Origin of the sequence: Enterobacter sp. CM29, from assembly GCF_013179605.1 — a bacterium.
Taxonomy (GTDB): Bacteria; Pseudomonadota; Gammaproteobacteria; order Enterobacterales; family Enterobacteriaceae; genus Enterobacter; species Enterobacter intestinihominis.
Genome location: NZ_JABMCU010000342.1, coordinates 1 through 1589, shown reverse-complemented (window position 1 = coordinate 1589; position 1589 = coordinate 1). Strand labels below are relative to the sequence as shown.

At 53.9% G+C, this 1589-nt stretch carries 2 protein-coding genes and 1 pseudogene; all 3 read left to right on the top strand.

The genetic code is table 11. The features are described 5' to 3' along the window. Positions 1-168: pseudogene (locus tag HP459_RS23645) on the top strand (carboxymuconolactone decarboxylase); the annotation flags it as partial. Positions 169-177: 9 nt separating this feature from the next. Next, a complete protein-coding gene (locus HP459_RS22835) occupies positions 178-762 on the top strand; it encodes a flavodoxin (RefSeq protein WP_154850572.1) in 585 nt (194 codons plus the stop codon). Positions 763-785: 23 nt separating this feature from the next. Beyond that, positions 786-1589, top strand: an 804-nt coding sequence (locus HP459_RS22830; protein ID WP_171936912.1) for an alpha/beta fold hydrolase, incomplete at its 3' end; no start/stop codon positions are given.

The following is a 1589-nucleotide window of genomic DNA, read 5'->3' as shown; positions in this document are numbered from 1 at the left end:
ACGCCGGGCGTCGAATCACAACTGCTGTCGCATACGCGAGCAAGCATGCGGGTCGGCCTGACGGCGTCGCAGCTGCGCCAGCTGGCACAGGTTCTGCGTGAACATGGCGAAAGTGATGCAGCAACGCGAGCTGAAAAGGCGCTGCAGCAGGCGCTCGCAAACAATTAGGAGTGGATTATGGAGCATGATCCCAACCGCAGAATGTTAATCACCGCACTTGCCGGGCTGACGCTGGCGAACGTTTCTTTTGCATCAGCTGCGACCGGAACCGCAAACGTGCAGGGTAAAAGCCGTGTTCTGGTGGCGTACTTTTCCCGCAGCGGAAATACACAGGTGATTGCGGGCGTCATTCACCGCAGCCTGAATACCGATCTGTTTGAAATCGAACCGGCTACGCCTTATCCGGAAGACTATTTTCAGACCGTTGAACAGGCGAAAAAAGAGCGTGAGCGAGGCGTAAAACCGGCATTAAAAAATAGCGTTGCAGATATCTCACGCTACGAGACCGTGTATTTAGGCTTTCCGATCTGGGGGACCAGCGTGCCGCCTGTAGTGCAAGCATTTCTCAGCAGCCACAACCTTGCGGGCAAATTACTCATCCCCTTTATTACTCACGGTGGCTACGGTAAAGGAGACAGCGACGACATCCTTGCCAGTCTCGCCCCAACTGCGCGTCGGGAAAAACCGCTGGTCATTGAATGCGATCAGGAGCGAAGAACCACTGAAACGGTAACAAGTTGGTTAGAGACAATACGCAGCTGATTCATTGATATGAGGAGATACCCTTGAAGACACTTTTAAAAACACTGTCCGTCTGCATGATAGCGAGTGGCCTGGTGGCTCAGTCGGTATACGCAGCGCCGCTGGTCATTCAGGAACAGGGAAGCTTTTCTGCTGGCGGAACTATCACCACTGCCCCGGGTAAGTTTGACGCGAAGAAGCCGCTGGATTCTGCTGGCCAAACTTATCATGGCGATCATGCCTCAGTGTTCTACCAAATTCCGGAAAATCCGCATAAATACCCTATCGTCATGCTGCACGGTGCAGGTCAGTTCTCCCGTACCTGGGAAAGTACTCCAGATGGTCGCGAAGGGTTCCAGAACATCTTCCTGCGTCGCGGGTTCTCAACCTATCTTGTCGATCAGCCGCGTCGGGGCAGCGCCGGACGTACGACTGTAGAAGGTACTGTTACGCCTAAACCGGATGAACAGATGTGGTTCAACCAGTTCCGCGTTGGCGTGTGGCCAGAGTATTTTAAGGGCGTTCAGTTCTCTCACGACAAAGAAGCACTGAATCAGTATTTCCGTCAGATGACCCCAAGTACCGGGCCGTTTGATATCAATGTTATCTCTGATGCGATGTCCGCCGTCGTGGATAAATCCGGCCCCGCTATCCTCTTCACCCACTCTCAGGGTGGCGGACCAGGCTGGTACACGGCGATGAAAAACGACAAGGTCAAAGCCATTGTCGCTTTCGAGCCAGGCAGCAGCTTTGTCTTCCCGGAAAAAGAACTCCCTGCCCCTATGCCAAGCGCGTTCGACACGCTGAAGGGTGAGCCTGTTCCGATGGAGCAGTTTATGGCTCTGACC